This is a genomic window from Bacillus sp. Au-Bac7 (genome assembly GCF_021341655.1).
Classification (GTDB): domain Bacteria; phylum Bacillota; class Bacilli; order Bacillales; family Cytobacillaceae; genus Niallia.
This window is the reverse complement of record NZ_JAJTTG010000025.1, coordinates 15,565-31,926: the sequence shown is the minus strand read 5'-3', so window position 1 is coordinate 31,926 and position 16,362 is coordinate 15,565. Positions and strand designations below refer to the sequence as shown.

At 37.2% G+C, this 16,362-nt stretch carries 17 protein-coding genes; all 17 read right to left on the bottom strand.

What is annotated here, in order from left to right:
* Position 1 precedes the first annotated feature (1 nt).
* Entirely contained in the window at positions 2-2,074 is a 2,073-nt protein-coding gene (locus tag LXM54_RS26590; protein ID WP_233319195.1) for a hypothetical protein, read from the bottom strand.
* Complete coding sequence (locus LXM54_RS26585; protein WP_233319193.1) at positions 2,067-3,584, bottom strand: phage tail spike protein; 1,518 nt, start codon at positions 3,582-3,584, stop codon at positions 2,067-2,069. Before LXM54_RS26585 ends, LXM54_RS26590 begins: the two co-directional genes overlap by 8 nt.
* Positions 3,584-4,291 carry a phage tail protein gene (locus LXM54_RS26580; protein WP_233319192.1) on the bottom strand — a complete coding sequence of 236 codons (708 nt, stop codon included), beginning with the start codon at positions 4,289-4,291 and terminating at the stop codon, positions 3,584-3,586. The genes LXM54_RS26585 and LXM54_RS26580 overlap by 1 nt, the downstream gene beginning before the upstream one ends.
* Positions 4,291-8,151 (bottom strand): phage tail tape measure protein, encoded by a 3,861-nt coding sequence (locus tag LXM54_RS26575; RefSeq protein WP_233319189.1) that lies wholly within the window; start codon positions 8,149-8,151, stop codon positions 4,291-4,293. The genes LXM54_RS26580 and LXM54_RS26575 overlap by 1 nt, the downstream gene beginning before the upstream one ends.
* Positions 8,152-8,187: 36 nt before the next feature.
* Positions 8,188-8,310 carry a phage tail assembly chaperone GT gene (gene gpGT, locus LXM54_RS28640; RefSeq protein WP_442780547.1) on the bottom strand — a complete coding sequence of 41 codons (123 nt, stop codon included), beginning with the start codon at positions 8,308-8,310 and terminating at the stop codon, positions 8,188-8,190.
* A gap of 62 nt (positions 8,311-8,372) precedes the next feature.
* Positions 8,373-8,723, bottom strand: coding sequence for a phage tail assembly chaperone G (gpG, locus tag LXM54_RS26570; RefSeq protein ID WP_233319188.1), 351 nt, complete (start codon positions 8,721-8,723; stop codon positions 8,373-8,375).
* 34 nt (positions 8,724-8,757) lie between these two features.
* Positions 8,758-9,111 carry a HeH/LEM domain-containing protein gene (locus LXM54_RS26565; RefSeq protein WP_233319186.1) on the bottom strand — a complete coding sequence of 118 codons (354 nt, stop codon included), beginning with the start codon at positions 9,109-9,111 and terminating at the stop codon, positions 8,758-8,760.
* 3 nt (positions 9,112-9,114) lie between these two features.
* Positions 9,115-9,717, bottom strand: a complete 603-nt coding sequence (locus LXM54_RS26560; protein WP_233319184.1) for a major tail protein — start codon at positions 9,715-9,717, stop codon at positions 9,115-9,117.
* 5 nt (positions 9,718-9,722) lie between these two features.
* On the bottom strand, positions 9,723-10,127 hold the full coding sequence (locus LXM54_RS26555) for a hypothetical protein (RefSeq protein ID WP_233319182.1): 405 nt from the start codon (positions 10,125-10,127) through the stop codon (positions 9,723-9,725).
* Positions 10,127-10,519, bottom strand: coding sequence for a hypothetical protein (locus tag LXM54_RS26550; RefSeq protein ID WP_233319181.1), 393 nt, complete (start codon positions 10,517-10,519; stop codon positions 10,127-10,129). Before LXM54_RS26550 ends, LXM54_RS26555 begins: the two co-directional genes overlap by 1 nt.
* A complete protein-coding gene (locus tag LXM54_RS26545) occupies positions 10,509-10,880 on the bottom strand; it encodes a phage head-tail adapter protein (RefSeq protein WP_233319179.1) in 372 nt (123 codons plus the stop codon). Before LXM54_RS26545 ends, LXM54_RS26550 begins: the two co-directional genes overlap by 11 nt.
* Entirely contained in the window at positions 10,867-11,130 is a 264-nt protein-coding gene (locus tag LXM54_RS26540) for a phage gp6-like head-tail connector protein (RefSeq protein ID WP_233319241.1), read from the bottom strand. Before LXM54_RS26540 ends, LXM54_RS26545 begins: the two co-directional genes overlap by 14 nt.
* Positions 11,131-11,191: 61 nt before the next feature.
* Entirely contained in the window at positions 11,192-12,349 is a 1,158-nt protein-coding gene (locus LXM54_RS26535) for a phage major capsid protein (protein WP_233319177.1), read from the bottom strand.
* Between the two features lie 23 nt (positions 12,350-12,372).
* Complete coding sequence (locus tag LXM54_RS26530; protein ID WP_233319175.1) at positions 12,373-13,086, bottom strand: head maturation protease, ClpP-related; 714 nt, start codon at positions 13,084-13,086, stop codon at positions 12,373-12,375.
* A 2-nt stretch (positions 13,087-13,088) separates the two neighbouring features.
* Entirely contained in the window at positions 13,089-14,222 is a 1,134-nt protein-coding gene (locus tag LXM54_RS26525) for a phage portal protein (RefSeq protein ID WP_233319173.1), read from the bottom strand.
* Positions 14,223-14,241: 19 nt separating this feature from the next.
* The gene (locus LXM54_RS26520) at positions 14,242-15,954 is read right to left on the bottom strand and encodes a terminase TerL endonuclease subunit (protein ID WP_233319171.1); all 1,713 of its coding nucleotides are present in this window, start codon (positions 15,952-15,954) and stop codon (positions 14,242-14,244) included.
* Complete coding sequence (locus LXM54_RS26515; RefSeq protein WP_233319169.1) at positions 15,951-16,286, bottom strand: terminase; 336 nt, start codon at positions 16,284-16,286, stop codon at positions 15,951-15,953. The genes LXM54_RS26520 and LXM54_RS26515 overlap by 4 nt, the downstream gene beginning before the upstream one ends.
* Positions 16,287-16,362: the final 76 nt, after the last annotated feature.

The window sequence follows — 16,362 nt, the reverse complement described above, 5'->3', positions numbered from 1 at the left end:
CTTAGATTTCTCTCCAAACTCCATTATGGCAAATGAATGAGATGGTATCTCCAAAGGCAATTGGTTTGTCTGCTTTTTCTTTTGGCACCATATATTTGGAGTTATATTTAATAGATCCAGCTGTTCCCATATAAATCAAAGTTACACGTTTGCCATTATGGCCGAAGTTAATGTACTCAATCGGATACTCACTTGCACATTCAATAATATCTGCATTCATCCAAGCACTTGGTTTATTATCGTTATCCACTACATTAGAATAGCTCAGTAAGCTTATTTTATTGTTTTTAAGATAGAAGTATCTAGAATTAGCTTGATCTAAATAGAATGTTGCATCAGCTTGAATAGGAATCTCTAATGTAGCACCCATAATGCTGCCGAAAGTCACGTTATTATTTTCAGCACCAGTACGCACCGTTACCAAACTTAAAGCACCCTTGACTAGTTTGACATTGGTGATATCTAGATTACAGTTTTTTCCGTACAAGTTGATTAACTTACCGTCATTGAAGGACGACATACTAACATTTCTCATAGACACTTCATCATATAAGTTGAAGCAACGATCTACAACAGCTCCACCTTCACAATTATTAAAAGTCACAGAATCAAATTTACAGTACGCAAACCTTCCCCATCTGGTAGAAGTCTTACTTGGACACCCCAAATTAACGTTGGTAAATATGGCGGATTTCAATAGATTATTTGTAATATCGTACCCGTCATAAAAAAGCTTGTTAGAAAAGTTAAAGAAATCTTTTCCTTGATCTACAATATAATAACTTCCTACAACCGCAGCGTTAGATACGGTTTTATCCGCAGAACTATCGAGCGTTAGAACCGTACCGTTGATAGCAGTAATTCTCTTTGTACCACTTACCCCTACAATAGTTATAAAATCACCAACAGCTATTTCTTTAAAACCGGACTTAATCACATTTACAGTCAATTGAGTACTTCCCGCTGAGATTGCCCCAAGTACTCCTAAAATTTCGCTATCAACCATATAATGATCACTGTTAACAATCATTCCAACTCCAAAGTTTAATTCTCTGTAGCTTATAAAGTTGAATGGTCTTGCCTTGTCTGTTAGATTAAGAGCCATTTTTTCAAACTTATAGTTATCAAAAAAGATGTGTCTTGCTCCATTATCAAATTCACAAAATAAAGGACAAAACTCAACTCGCAAGTCTATAAATTTTAAATGATTGGAACAATCAGATGTTCCATAGAATCCAAGTGGATATGCGTAGTCAGTATCTGATACCGCTCGTCCACAGTTGATAATCTGTACCCCTTCAAAAGTACAGTCGTAAGCATCATTAAAGATTATAGCTCCATCCTTAAATCCTTCTATCCAGATGTTTTTCATATTGCAATATTGCACAGTATCGTAATTAAATGCGCGTACATACTTATCCGTTGCTTTGCATGTTAAACGGAAGTTTTCAAAAGTAATCCAGGAAGTTTGTTTTCTATCCGTTCCTACTGTATATCCACCCATATCAAATAAAATATCCGCACAATCATCATCCACAATGATTTGGGTGAAATATCCATTTCCGCCTTTAATCCTAACTTGGTTATATTCCTTCCATGTTTTTGGGTCGAATTGAATCCCTTTTAAATAAAACTTATTAATTCCTAGATCAATAACCCCTTTTCCATTGTTCTGCACCCAGTTAACCAAACCCCAAAATGCGCTTGTATCATCTGAAACGCCATCACCAGTTGCACCTACTAACGGAACAGGAGGCCGCATAAGTGAATATCCTTTGTCGTTAATGTTTTGAGTATTATCTACTGTATTTAAGCTTAAATCATCTAATCGTTCAGGTAAGGTGGCGTAACTTTTTTTAGTCGTTGAATCATATCTGGAAGCAGCAGTTTCTGCGTTAGAGTTTCCAGCATTAATAATTAATGATTTGAAAGTACCCGCTAAATCATTTTGTCTTTCTGTAGTTGCAATGGTTTCTTTATTTACTGCATCTAATCCATCTGCCAAACTCTTCCGCACATCTACACCCAATTGAGCTGTTCTAATTTTTTGAATTTCTTGAGCTAAACTAGCCATTCACTGTCCCTCCTCCCTCTGTTGTGTTTTCTAAATTTGTTACCCTTTGAGTAAGTTCTTCAATCAACCCATTAATATTTGTAATCTGTCCCCCCATTGTACTAATACTTTGCTGCATACTTTGAATTTGTTCTGTTGAAATGATACCTTGAATATCTTCAATGGTTTGTTCCATCACTTCAATGATTTCCAGTAAAGATTCTATTTGCTGATTAATACCTGTTAAATCTACACCAGTTGTTTCTTGATAAGATTCTAATGTTTTCTTTGTGGAAGATAACTCCTCTTTCGTTGTAAAGAGCTCACCTGAAATAGAACTTATCTTGCTGTTTTGACGATTAATTGTACCTCTTAGTTCTTGGATGTTTGTTTGCGACTTATTTGCATTACTTAAATATTTAGAAGCCGTCTGAAAGGTATCACCCAGAGTCAATGTGTTTTGCTTAGGATTAATAATATCTGTTTCTTTCTCAACCACTCTTAAAGGCTCATCAATTCCCATTACTGGATTTATGACAGGATAGTAATTGCCTGTTTCAAAAGCATCTGTATCCAAATCTAGAAGGGATAAATCAAGAGCTGTGATAGTGGTTTTAGTCTTAACTCGATTGTTTTGTACAAGGAAGCTTTTACCTAATACCTTAAGTACATTGGGTTCTTCGACATCATCCCAAGCTTGTTTTTTTGTAATGATACCAAATGCTGCTCTAGCTTGTGTATCTTCGAGATAATCTAAGCCGTTATTAACTTCTGAAATAGTTACCCTTGGCTGACTTGCTTCTGTTTGGTTTTCACCAGCTTCGTTCTCTTTTCCTAAAGGTACTAAACGAGTTATTACAGCAGATGGATCTACTTCTTGTTGAATTGTTTTTAAGTTTTTCGCCAACCTTATTTCCGTTGACTTAAGCTCTCCAACCTCTTTTACATAGTCTAAATACCTAATTCCGTTTTCTTTTCTTACACGGAGCTCACCACCCATAACATCAATTAACTTAGCCTGAATGGTATCCCAAGTCCCTTCGTACTCAATATAGGAATCCAATGCTATTGTGCTATCCTCCACAGTAACCAATCCTATCCGAAAGGATTTGTCGTATTCTTCACCCTTAATATCCTGATTATGATGCAACAGAATTCTAGCTAGAACAGTCCTTGGTGTTGGATTAGCTCCTAAGTATGAAAAGCGCTGAATTGAGTCATTTAAATATCCTAATTCGCTTTCACATATAAACGACTTAGCAAAGGCTCCAGATTCATTCATTGTTGCTATAGGCATTAAAATACGCCCCTCAAACTCTTTCTTTCCAGTTTTAATGTTCTGGACCTCAACAAGAGTCTTGAGTGGGCGTATTAGATTATAACCAGGATTATTTGGAAAAATAGAAAAAGAAAAACCTGATGCAATGTTAATTCCATCTTTTATTTTTCCTGATGTAACCTTTAGATTATTAAAATTCGGATGGTGAATGACCGTTTCCTTACCATCGTTAATAAGTGCTACCTTATACATCAAATCAGCTCCTTGTAATATTCAAAGGAGATAGTACCTGAACCATAAATTTTCACTCTGTTTTCACCAGGAGTTAGAAAGAAATCATAAGATTGTGTTGTCCCAGCTTTGACATTATAGGTTGTAGTACCCTTTACAATTTTCATATCTGCTGTCGCAGTTATCTTCGGATAAACAGAAGACACACCTGGGTTAAATAGTATTTCTTCTTTAAAACTACGAAGTTTAAAAGATGTTGGTTGAGAATAGTCTAAAAGAAAGTTAAAGTCATCCCAAATATCATGTCCTTCTTCAAGTTCAGAAATCATGAATGGATAAGCTTTAAAATTAACTGTTAAAGATCCACCCACAAATTGAAACTCGTTTGCTCCAGTTATCACTTCAGCCATAAAATAATAACCTGGTATCCTATCATCCTTAAGAATTTCCCTTTCATTTGGAGTCATTAACCATCGTAAAACATCCGCCTCATATACATAAAAGTATTCCGCTTTTTCTCTATAAGCCAGATTAAATGTGTAAGTAAGTGTACGTTCTTCGTATTCCTGATTCCCCCCGTATAAAACACTAAAATCATATTCAGTGTTTGAAAAAGGGACTTTTTCTGTATTCTTTATTTTGGAGGGATTACCTTTATCCGGATTCGAAATGGTCAAACCAAAGTCTTTATAACTGTGTTTGCCATCAAATTCAATTCCTTTAAACATTAATAAAGCACCCCTCTTTCTTCCATCAGTGTTCGTAAGGCTTGCTCTTGGTCCATTTCTGAACCAATCTTTTGCCTGCTTATATAAATGTCAGAACTCTTTTGAAGTATCCCTAATAGCAAGTCATTTGCTTTTTGTAGGTAGGTATTTTGTTGAACCACAGCATCAAGTAATTGTTTCATTCCCGATTCTTCATTATCATTACTACTGTTAACGTTAGGAAGTTGCCCTGGTCTTTTATTCCCTTGAATCTCCTTACCAGCCAAGGCTAATAGCTTCATAGCATCTGTTCTTCTGCTTGGATCAGTAGGTATTACAAATTCAGGCCATCCACCTTCTGCAAGTTGATACATTCCAGCAGTATTGATTAAACCACCAGTCTCATATCCTACACCGCGATATGCCTTTTCTAAGCTGCCATATCTAGAAACAGCATACCTAATTGATGCAAGTATGTTGGACATAGGATCATAAATATCTGAGTTGTATCCAGGCATTGCATAAGCTTTAAATGTGGGGTCAATAACCTGCATCAAACCTTTTGAAGGAGTTCCTCTTTTTGCGTTGATATCCCAAAGGTTTATTGCTTTAGCATTACCACCTGACTCAGTTTGCATCTGATATAGTAACCTATCTAAATTAGTCTGGCTATATTGTTTAGTAAGCATCAAGGCTTTAGTAGCAATACCTGCCCATTGCTGGACACCTGCTCCACCACCTGAAGAACTCCCCATATCTCCAAACCAATTATCCCAAGTATCCTTTATCCAATCCTTAGCAAAATCTGCAATCATTGATAACGGACTTCCAGTGTGTTTATTTAACCACTCAGGAATCAAACTGTCTTTCAAACTGAATTTATCTTTTGCGAAATCCCATACTGAACCAGCCCCATCTAGGAATAAATCAAAGTAATCACCAATTCCATTTGCATACCCAGGAAAACCGTAGCTTTTTAGCATTTGTTCAGTTTGCTTATTAGGAAGGACAGAAGTACCCATTGGTAAATTCGAGTGGTATTCAGGTCCCCTTGTACCTAAAAGCGTAACACCTTTTCCAGGAACAAAAGCCAGTTCTCTTCCTTCTTCACCAACTATTGCAGGTCCTCCAGGGTGGCCTGAACTTGGTGTACCGTCTGCGTAGGCTGCTTCAAGTTGAGCATTTTGTCTTTGTAATTTTTGACGACCATTTTCCTTTACGGTTCCCTTTTTTGCAATAGGTTCCTTACCAAATAAATCTAATATCCAATTCACAGCACTTAAAACGCCGTTATACATACTATCCCAACCAGAAAGTATTTCACCAGTTTCCCAGTTAACTTGGTCCACATGCTCTCCAGCTTGATCTTTTGCAGCTTTTACTACCGATGTGTGTTCATCTTGTGCAGTAGCAACAGTACTATCTCTCCTGCGCTCAGCATCTGCAATGAGTTTATCCGCTGCTTCTTTTGAAATGCTACCTGTTATGTCCCGCCCGTATGTTATAGCAGCTATTTCTTCATTTGCCTTTTTATTAGCTTCCTCGACAACTTTATCCGTAGTTTCTTTTGAGTCTGCTACATATTTTGCTGCCTTTTCTGCAGAAATGATACTAGCCTCATTTTTAAGGTTTTGCTGAATTGTTAAGTATTCATCTTTGGTTTTTGCTGTGTTTTCCAACATGATTTGATCATTAGTTAAGTCAATTTGCGCAATCCTCTCTCTAGCAGCTTGTCTTTCCGCCTCAGATTGACCTTGCATACCTTTGACTATTTCTAACTTCTTCGCTTCGTTATCAGTTACTTGTTGTCTTTCCTCTGAATAATGTTCATCAAAATCAGCAAGGGTTCTGGCTTTTTCTTCATCACTCAATGTCTTGTTTTGATTCAATTGCTCAACTAACTTTGCTCGTTCTTGTTGATGCCTTGTATCTAACTGTTCAAGAATCAATTTTGTCATTTCTTGATATTTTGCAACTACATTTGCAATGTGTTGATCTGTTACTTCTTCATTTCCCGTTGCCATTTGCATTAGAAGAGAATTTGAATCTGTTTTTAATTTGTCATATTGACTTAAAACTTTTTGAGTTGATTCCGAAATCTTACCAGCGAAAACATCACTTTTGATAATTGGTTTATCCATATCTTTATCAAGAGCAAGGAATCCAGCTCCTAAGCCCACTAAAGCCAAAGCTGTTATACCTACAGGACCTGTTAATGCGCCTAATACTCCTGCGAATCCTGTTCCTGAACCAAGCAAAGGGATAAGTGGACCAACAAACTTCGCTAAAGAGCCTATTCCCGTTGTCAAGCCCCCTACCGCCATGATAACTGGTCCCGCTGCAACACCTACCCCTGCAATGGCAAGCATTGTTTTTTGGGTTTCTGGTGACATATCCGCAAAGGCACTTGTTACATCCCCTATTGTTGTGCTCACCTTAGGTAATATATCCTCAGCAAGGTCAAGAAGGACTTCACCAACAGGTTCCATGTCCTCCACAAAATCACGCCATACCTTTGTTGCTCTAGTCCCTAGATTATCTCGAAGAGCGTCACTAGCCTTTTTTGTTGCTCCTTCTACGTTTTCAAGACCTTTACTTGCTTCTAACATTGCATCAAAAGCTTTTTCTCCGAGGTCTTCATATTGTGTCCCGAAAAGTCCTACAGACGCTGCATTCTTATCATTTTCATCATTGGTTTCCTTGATGGCCTTAATCACCTTGGAGAAGGCTTTTTTGGCATCATCGCCGCCTTTATTAAACTGAGCAGTCATTTCCTTTGCATTTAAACCAAGTGCTTTGTATGCCTCTGTGCTGCTCTTAGAACCATCTTTGGCACGTAAAGAGAATTCCTTCATGGAATCCCCAACTTTATCTAGTTGAAATGCACCACTTTCAGCACCAGCTTTAAATTTGGCAAACATGTCATCAGCTGTCATTCCAAACTCGGAAAAATAAGTTGAGTACTCAGAAACACTATCAAGAAATTCCCCGCTAAAATTTAAATTATCTTGGAAGCCCTTTGTTAAGTAATCCATTGCTTCAGATGAAGACATCCCAAACTGTTCCATAAGAACTTTAACAGCTCTTAGTGCTTCTTGTTGATCTCCCCAACCTCGCTTCTCAAACAGCTCTAAACCAGCAGTTACGTATGAAAGGTCAACTTCACTTAAATCACCCAAACTTTTAGTAACGCCAGCTATCTTAGTGGAAACATCTTCAATGCTATCCCCGAATCCATCTTCCCACAGATCCTTAGCGACCCCGTGCAATTTCTTTGCTTTTTCCTCGGACAATCCTAGTTCTGCCTGAATGACACCCGAAGCCTTACCAAACTCATACGCTACTTCTCCTGCTGCAGCAGCTGCTCCAAGTAATGGCGTTGTTAAGCCAGCTGTTAAAGCTAAACCTGCACCACTCATCTTCTGACCAACATTGGTTGTCGTATCTCCAGCCCTGTCTATAGATTGACCAAGTTGAGTCCAGCCAGACTGAGCGCGTCTCTGTTCTTCCCTTAACTGTGTAAGATCACGTTGAGTGTTACCGATATTCCGTCTTAGAGTATTTAATGCAGCTACTTCACTGTTGAAGGCTCTGGCTACCCTCTCTGCTTCTCGGGAACCTTCCCCATGCTGCTGAACCATTTTTTCATATTCTTGCCTAGCAGCTTTAGTAATCTCTTCCTGTACTTGCAACTTACGATTTAATCCATTAAGTCGGGTTTCAAATGCTGATACAGAACGATCTCCTCTGTCAAACGCTGAAAGGTTCGCTCTCATTTCACTATTTACTGTGCGAAGTCGTTCCCTTAATCCAGTTAACCCTCGATTTAAAGCTGTCTGGTCCAGGTCAAGCCCTATGGACAAGCCTTCAATCCTTTCCATTCTCTTTACCTCCCCTCGTAGAAAAAATAAAAATCCTTAACCTCCGAATGCGGCAATTAAGGATTTTGTTTGTTTTGGTTTATTCCGTTCTGCCATTAGATCTATCATGAACTGATAAGGCATATTTAATATTTCATTGACGTCCTTACCTTGTTTCATCAAATCCCGGACGAGTTCATCTAGAAATTCCTTTTGTTTTGCTGGAGAAAAGTCCTCATCCGTTAATTTTTCTTCTCCAACAACTTTTTTACTTCATCAGTTTGCTGCCCTCTAGTTATAAAAATAACCTGTTCACGCAAGGTTTGAATAGCTTCTGGAGCATGCAAACCGTTTATCAAATCCTCTTTTGTAAACTGGTTTTTGTATATATCTTTAGCTACAAAATCGACCATTTTATCAATTATTTCTTTTTCGGTATCAACAGTAACTTTGCCCATTTCTTTACTCAAATCAATAGCCTGATAAACGACAGATAGAGGAATGAATGCTGGAGTATAATATGTCTCAGTGACAATCTCCCCTTCTTTAACCTCTTTTACCAATACAATTGCGTTCTTTTTTAGATTTGCCATCTTCTCTTCCTCCTCAGTAATTAAAAAGAGCAGGTTATTCCTGCTCTTGAATTAAAACTTTGCCTAATTTGTTCTTTGTGGAAGACAATTCATTAATTCTGTCTTCATCCACAATTGAATCCGCTCTTCGTGGATAAATATCCCCTTTAATGTAAATGGTGTTGCCGTCATTAAGATCTCTGAAATCATGGACGACTACATATTTCTTTTGAGGTTCCTCAGTTTTAATTGTTTCTTCAGATGCTTCAGTTCCACCTTTAACATCATCATTTAAATTCGAGTCTTTCATTAACTGGAGAAGTTCATCCTTTTTCAATGTTTCGTCAAAGTCTACACCTGCATCATTTAAGATTTTTTTAATTTCATCTACTTTTAATGAATTAGACATGGTTTACGCTCCTTCCGGAATTGTAGTTGTAGGATATGGTTTGCCAAATATCTTTTGGAACAATGCATCTCGATTGGTTGTTTGTCCTGCAGGATCATATGCAAACAAAACTGATTTCTCCTTTGTGAAACCATCAATTTCACGATCCATAAATTGTGCTGCAATTTCTTCTGTGGAGAATTCTGTTGTTTCTCCTTTTGTAGTTCCAGTAACATTAGGTCTAGTAAATAACCCTTTAGGTAAACCAACATATTCACGAGAACCATCTTCATAGGTCTTTGCAAAAACTACTGCATGATAGGGAGGATTATCTTCACTTCCCATTGCTGTAATTCCTTCAACTACTTCAAGACCTAGCATTTTTTGCTTATCTTGTAATGGCACCTTGTGAAAACCTGCAGTTACAGCAATGTCCCCACTGGATACAGCCATTTCAGCTGTTTTGTTATCTCCTCGCGCCCTAACGATTTCTTGAGGCATCTCAATGTTGATTGTTTGTAAAAACTTTACTCGCTCAATATAAGCAGCAACTGTACCTTCCCCAACTTCACCATAATAAAATTCATCTACACCAGTAGATGATCTATACACTTTCTCTTCTGCCAAATTAATCACTCCTCTTTATTTAATGACACAGCAATTGTGTCGAAATCTTCTCTGTATAACTTTCCGCGAAAACGTCTTGCATCACGGAAAATACCTGAATCATATTCTGATAGTCCACCATTTTGTATGAAACCAAGCTTCCAAAGAACTTGATGGACCCTTTCTCCTAACTGCCTAGTGGTTGTCCTGTTTTTAGTCCAAACTTCAATTTGATAAAGACAATCAAATGTAAGCCATGTGTCATCAGCGAAATCAGATGGCTTTGGAACATCTAGTGGATCAATAATAATATATGGATCTTCTACATTACCGCTCTCTGGATATTCGTAATACTTAATCCGTCCAGATGCTTGTTCAGCAATGAATCCATCTGCAATTAGAGCGTTATAAATAATAGCCAGGACATCCATTAAAGACCTCGCCTCAATTCTTGCTTTATTGCATTTCGGTACGCTTCTGCAGCATTCCTTAACGCTCTAGCAATAGCTCCCTTACCTTCTGGATTAGGGTTATTAACAGTTCCCCACTCATTTAAGTGGATAACTCTGTATCTCCCTTTTGAGCCTCGCCAATAGATTTTCACAGTCCTAGCCCCTCCAACCGTCATAGGTTGTGAGATAGTTATTTCATCGATAGAAGCCCCTGTATCTTTAAAGGATTCAAATTGACTTTTTAGTTCTTGTACAAATACACGAGCACCAGCCAATAATGCTCTATCCACAATTTGCTGAGTCCTTTGAAAACCAAGTCGCCTCATCAATTCCCTTTCCAGTTGACTATTCCCTGTAACACTAACTCCCATTAAGTTCACCCACAATCGTTATGAACCCAGTGTTTTGCAAGTCAGGTTGTACCTGTTTAACGTTGTATCGTTTGCCTACATATTCAGGAGCATCAATATCCATATAATGCTTATTGGTAGGGATATAACCAGCCTGTGGATTACGAATAGTTATAGTTAAATCAGATAGTGTTCCATTTGACTTAGCAAGCTCTAAATCTTTCATCCACACGTTATCCACTTTTGCCCATGCTGTATATAGGAGCTTGTCTTCCCCTTCGCCTGGTTCAGGTCCACTGTTAGGCGCATATTGATAAAACTTTATAGGAGTCCGTAAATCACCAGTACTAGCTCGAGGCGGTGTGTATTTAAACGGCCGCATCTGGATCACTCTCCTCTGGTATAAGGGAAAGAGCAAGACCGGTAATTTGACTTAGGAAGTTGTTCTCGAAATACTCCAAAGCATCGTTATAGACATATCTGGTACGTTCAAAAACTAATTCCTTCGCTCTATTGTCCGTCTCCTCGTTTCCGTAAATATCAAATTCACCACAGCTACTTTTAATGGCTGAAACAGAAAAGGACAACAATCTTTTTAGGTTGCTGTCCTCCATGCTATTTGTAATATGCATTCTGTATTTAAATTCTTGGAGTAGTTCTTCCTTGATTTCCAGCCCCAATCAAATCAACCCCTTATGCTCCTGCAGGTTCTGTTGTAGCTACATTCAATGTATAAATAGCTGCTGCTTTATTGTCATCAGCTTTTCCAAATGCAAATTGCTTTGCTGTGAAAAGATTGCAATCTTCAATAGCTAATGTTTGGTCGAATTTTTTAATTTCAACTCCGCCGCCTGTATATGCATCATAACGGCTGTTTACAAAAGCCAACAACTCACCTTGAGTTTGGAAGACAGATTCCACAATACGCAAGTTAAATGGCAGCACCGTTACATATACTCCATTTGCATTTAGGAATGTGTAAAGTGCTTTTACATCCCAAGCATCAACAGGGTTTACAACTAATACTACTTTTCCAGTGACATTAACTGCTTTACCATTTGATTTTGTTGAAAGGTTTTTCATAAGTGCTGATAATTCTTTTACTGTTACCTCTGGAGTAGCAAAAGTTAAAGTATCAGTAATGGCCTTTTTAGCGTGTCCATCTGTTGGACTAACTGAAGCTTCTAGGTCTCTGATTAAACCAATTGGTTCATCTTTAGCTGGGCCTGCTCCATTGATAAATGCCTTTTCCAAGGCTACAGCAAATGTTTCTTTAATTTGTGCACGAACATAAGCTTCAACCCAAGCTGGCCCAAACTTCTCCAAGTCTTTTGGAAGTACAACAAATGCTGTTAGTTTGGATTGAGAAATATTTTCTTCAGTGAATGTTGCATCAAGTTGTCCTTTGATTTCACCAAAGACTTTACCCCAAACAGCAGCGCCTTCTGTTTCTGATTTGATAATACGAGTTAGCAGACCAGCGTTTTGTAGATTGATTTCAGCAAGCAAAGGATGATCTGTAGTTAAATCCTCAAAAATTCGGTCAACGGTTGTTTCTGGCAAGATAACATCAGAAGTAAAACCATCTGACTGAACAACTTCATTAAAAAACTTAATCTCTGTAGAAGTTAAAACATTTGCTCCGCGAGCTGCTAACACACTGCGATCAGCATTCTCTACTGAGATTTGGGCAGTTATTTGATTTTTCAATGAAGATACCAGCTCCGCCTGCATTTCATTCCATGCTGTTTCAATTTGCTCGGGTGTAGAAGCTTCATTCTTCACAACCTCTGCATATTTCTGTTTTGCATTTTCATAACCCTCAGTATGATTGTTTAATTTTATTGTCATTATTCAATTCCTCCTAGTTTCAATTAAAAAATGAACCCTTTACGTTTCTGCGCTACTGCAGGAATGTGGGGTTCATTTGGTGGTGGTTCAATATTCGCTTTTAAATTATTTGTTACTGAATCAATAATTTTTTGCATTTGTTCATCTGTTAAAGCAGCTGTTTGTTGTGGCTTGTGGCTCCCTTGAAAAACAACAATCTTATTATTGAATTCCTTAGCTTTATTCTCGAAGATGGTTGATTCCACCTCTTCAGGTACAGAGTCCACAATTTCATCAATTAAGCCGCTTTCTAGAGCTTTTGTTGCTGATAAGTATGTTTCGTTATCTAATAGCTTTTTCGCTGTGTTAGCTTCAATTCTATGCGTATATGAGGCTAATACAGACTCATTAATACTTTCCAAATCGTCTGCCACTTTTCTAAGCTCTTTTGCATTACCCATAGCATATGTCCAGGCATTATGCAGCATCAGCTGAGTATTACTGTATGCGCGAATTACATCTGCGCCCATAACAATAACAGAAGCAGCACTTGCAGCAATTCCCGTTATTGTTGCTGTAACTTTCCCTTTATGGCCTCTTAAAGTATTCATGATATCAATACCCATAAAGACATCTCCACCATAGCTGTTAATTTCAAGCTCGATATCTTCGTCTTCTTTAATGGATTTCATTTTATAATTGAAGTCATAAATACTGGAATTCCAACTGATAATGTCACCCTTGATTTTATGTTTCATTCTTACTCACCTCCTTCAGCTGCGCCTATGCCTTGGTAATTTTTCGTAATAACAAACTCGTCTAATTCAGGATTATCCGAACGTTCCATGCCAAACAACTCCCTCACCTCATTTCTATTGAAAGCTCCAGAAGCAACAAGCTTATCAACTGCTTCCGCTTGCTCAATTACGTCTCTTTCTGTAAGTCCAAATACTTCAACCCTGTCACCCTTGAGATAGTCATCTTTTTCTAATAGCTTCGCATTAAGTTCGTTTTTTATTTTCTTTAAAAAAGGACCAATGCAAAACCTTACATATGCTTTTATACTCGTTTCATACTCAGCTAGGTCTCCATGAATTAAAGCATTAGGTATACCTAAAATATTTGAAACATCATCAATCAAAGACCTTTTTAACTTTGTTAGTTCTTCCACAGATTGACCGTTATTTTCACCACTATAGACTTCGTTATAATCAAACCCCTTTAACTTCGGGACTAAAGCAACAGAGTTATTTTTAAAAGAACTAAAAAGTTTATCAATAAAATTCTGTAGTTTTGTTTGATTTTCTTTATCCAACGATTGTGTTGCATCAACACCAACAGTCCCGCGGATTTGGTTTTTCCGAAGACTTACTTCTAACATTCTGCTAAACAAATTAGCATAATCATCAAACATCCCATCCAAATACCTGGTTAACTTTTCGTTGTTATACGTAATGTAGATAACCTCGTCCATGTTAAAAGATCTTTGAAAGGTAAAATCTTTGACTGTTACATCACTGAATATATCTTGATATACAGCTTTTTCTTCACGATAAAAACTATCCGCAATTAGGAAATCATCTGAATCAGTCTTTATTACTAATACCTCGTTTTCATAAATCAGTGTATAGATGAATTTCTGCCAGAAGTCTGCTGCACTTTGATCAGTGTTCGGCCTAACATTTAATAAATAATCCCAGTTATTAAATTGACGTTTTTTATTCTTCATGAATCTAAATTCAGACTGGCTAATTGTTCGAGCTATAAAATTTATACATGTTTCTAATGCCATCTTTTTTAAGTAAGCACGATGAGATGTTTCATCAGCAAAGTCCAAATCATATAACCATTCCAATTCACTATTACGCTTCAATACATTGCTAATCCAACCCATTTACATATTCACCCCCTCCCTAAAAGTGCAATGCATCTAATAAATCTAAAGTATCGGAAACATCATAATCCTCTAAATCTCTAGATGCCCACACTCCATATAAAAACATCATGAACCCATCTGTTTTCCGCTTAACTTCTTCCTTTTTCCGATAAACTTTATTACCGTTAGGAAGTCGCTTGACCAGTACATTATTGGTGTACCAACGCATTAAAGGGTTATCTCCGAAAATCACTTGTTCATTTTCAAAAGCAATTTCTATTCTTGGGGCTAACAAACCACTTGCAGCATCAGGATTCCTTATAACTTCGACTTCAAACCCATTCTCTATAAAAATTGGTTTTAAAACATCCATTTTGAAGTTATCACCAACAATTTTCTTAATGTTCCAGCCTTCTTTACGTTTTATTACAAACCATTCAACTATCAAATATGGATCCATGGTTTCGATATCCTTGACAGTCAAAAGACCATCGTTTTCCCACTCACGGATTGGAGCGAATTTGCGATGGTCTTTCTTATTGTTGTTTTCAGCTTTATCCTTGCTATAAGCATAATGCTTATCTGCAAAAGGTTTGCATATAAATGAGTGCGTCAATTCTTTAGGGATAAAGTAATTATCATTTTTCAAGAACAAAAGCCCTGCTGAAACGAAATCACGAACGGAGGCATAATCTAAACAACCAATACATTCACGCTTCTTTAACACATCTAAATCGTATGATTGATTAGTTGCTTTGATTTTCGTCCAAGACGTTACACTCTTTTCTAAATCCACTTTTGGCAAGTTCATCCGTTTTGTAACAAACTCTTCATAACCATCAGGATTATGTTCTAATTTGTTATACTGTTTCATCACAGTTCTTAACAGTGTTTTTGCATAACTCGTTAATGGTGGATGAAATTGTGAATTTGCTTTTTGCCACATTGCTTGATTATGCATTTCTTCTTCTTCATCCAAACAACACATAAAAGGAAATAAGCCATCATCGCGAATACTTACTGATCCGTCTAACAGATTATCCGCTCTTTCTAATAACTTATCTAAGAAACCTTCGCGGACATATCCATCTGAACCGACATAAAATATTCTTGGATTCCGAACCTTACCCAGACCAGATGTAAATACATCAACGGTGGACGAGTTTTCATACTGGTGAATTTCTTCAAAAATTACACAACCGTCACGCAATCCATCTTTGGTATTTGCATTAGAAGTATGATATTGAAACTCAGATTTTGTGATTCGAGATTCAATTAAAGCCTTCTTATGATGAAAGTGAGATTTCAACCTGTCATCTTTATCAATTGTGTTAAATACTTCTGTAAATGACATCTTTGCTTGTTTTTCACTGTTTGCAACAACAGATACATTGTAATTATTTATTCCGTGAAGCTCACTGATGAAATAATTCGCTAGTGTAGAAATACGACCAGTTTTCCCGCCGCCACGACCTTCATAATCTAAATGTTCATCAAATACTAAAGAGCCATCGTTGTAATACAAAAAGATAAAACAGGTTTTAAATTTTTGCGTTAATGTAAGTGGGAAATAATACTTTTCTGTGAACTGAATATAGCTTTCGATTTGTTCCTCATCAAAATACATATCCTCAGAAGTAAGTATGTCACGTTCAATCAACTCAATTAACTTAATACGTCTTTTGTTTAAAGTGATATCGCCATTTCTCCACTGGCGAACATACTCTTCAACGTAGCTATAAGTAATCAAATTAAACTACCACGCTTTTGTTGGCCATCCACAGTTGTTGCAGGTGGAGGAGCAGGCGGTGTTTTAAGTTTGAACTTAATTGATTTCTCCAGAGCAATCTTCTGAGCGTTTATTTTCATTTTCTCATTCATACTGGGATGGCTTTTTATGAATTTTTGTTTTCCATTCTCAATAGTAATACTTACTCCGTCACGATCAATCACCGTGTCACACTCTGCATCTAATTCATGTAGCCGAATTAAATCATTTATTTTCTTTACTTCCAGCAAATCATCATTATCAATCCGCAATAATAATTGATTTTTTAATTCTTCTAAGTTTATTTTATCCATACTCCCCCCTCCCCCCTACACCCCTAATGTGAAGGTCTTGTTTTTTAAATATTTTTAGACGAACGCCCCCCCTATA